Here is an 838-nt window from a genome sequence, read left to right as displayed (position 1 = left end):
GTGTGTCCTCAACTGCTCATGACTGTCGTAATGGAAGCGTTTGACGGTTGCCTCTTTGATTGTCCGGTTCATCCGTTCAACCTGACCATTGGTCCAGGGATGATTGGGTTTCGTCAGACGATGTTCGATCCCGTGGGCTTCGCAGATCATGTCGAAGCGCATGGGACGCGACCAGGCCGTATTGCGATTACGGGGTTGGTCAGCGAACTGGATCCCATTGTCGGTCAGGATGGTGTGGATCCGGTAAGGGATGATGCTCAGGAGATGTTCGAGGAATTCCCAGGCCGTCCTCCGATCAGCTTTCTCGACCAGTTGTGTGACAGCGAATTTGCTTGTCCGGTCAATGGCAACGAAGAGGTACAGCTTGCCTTCAGCGGTCTGGACTTCCGCTATGTCGAGATGAAAGAACCCGATCGGGTAGCGTTTGAAGCGCTGGCGTTTGGCTTTGTCCCCCTCTATGTCCGGCAGTCGTGAAATCCCGTGACGCTGAAGGCAGCGATGCAGGGCCGAGCGTGTCAGATAGGGAATGCTGGCCTGCAGGGCATAAAGGCAGTCATCCAGCGGCAGCAACGTATGCCGGCGAAAGGCCACGATCATCGCTTCGTCCGTCTCGGACAGGACCGTTGAGCGCGGCTCTTTAGGACCTGTCTTCTGATCTTCGACACTCTGTCGCTTCCGCCATTTAGCCACTGTCTTCGGGTTGATCCCGAACTCCTCGCTCAGCGCCGCGAGCGAAGCCTGCGATCGCTGTATTGCTGCTCGCACGGCGTGCGTGGTCGTGGCGCTCCCATGACGTATCTGTCCCATAATGCTTCCTTCCACTCTCGTGAAAATATCA

The 838-nt window shown here is 56.4% G+C and carries 1 protein-coding gene; it reads right to left on the bottom strand.

Features of this window, described 5'->3' with window-relative positions; translation table 11 throughout:
- On the bottom strand, positions 1-807 hold an 807-nt coding region (locus tag GJA01_RS15095; RefSeq protein WP_099282509.1), incomplete at its 3' end, for an IS481 family transposase.
- Positions 808-838 lie beyond the last annotated feature (31 nt).

It is taken from the genome of Gluconobacter japonicus (genome assembly GCF_002723975.1).
Taxonomy (GTDB): Bacteria; Pseudomonadota; Alphaproteobacteria; order Acetobacterales; family Acetobacteraceae; genus Gluconobacter; species Gluconobacter japonicus.
The sequence above is the reverse complement of the archived record's forward strand: the minus strand, read 5'-3'. Positions and strand labels throughout refer to the sequence as shown.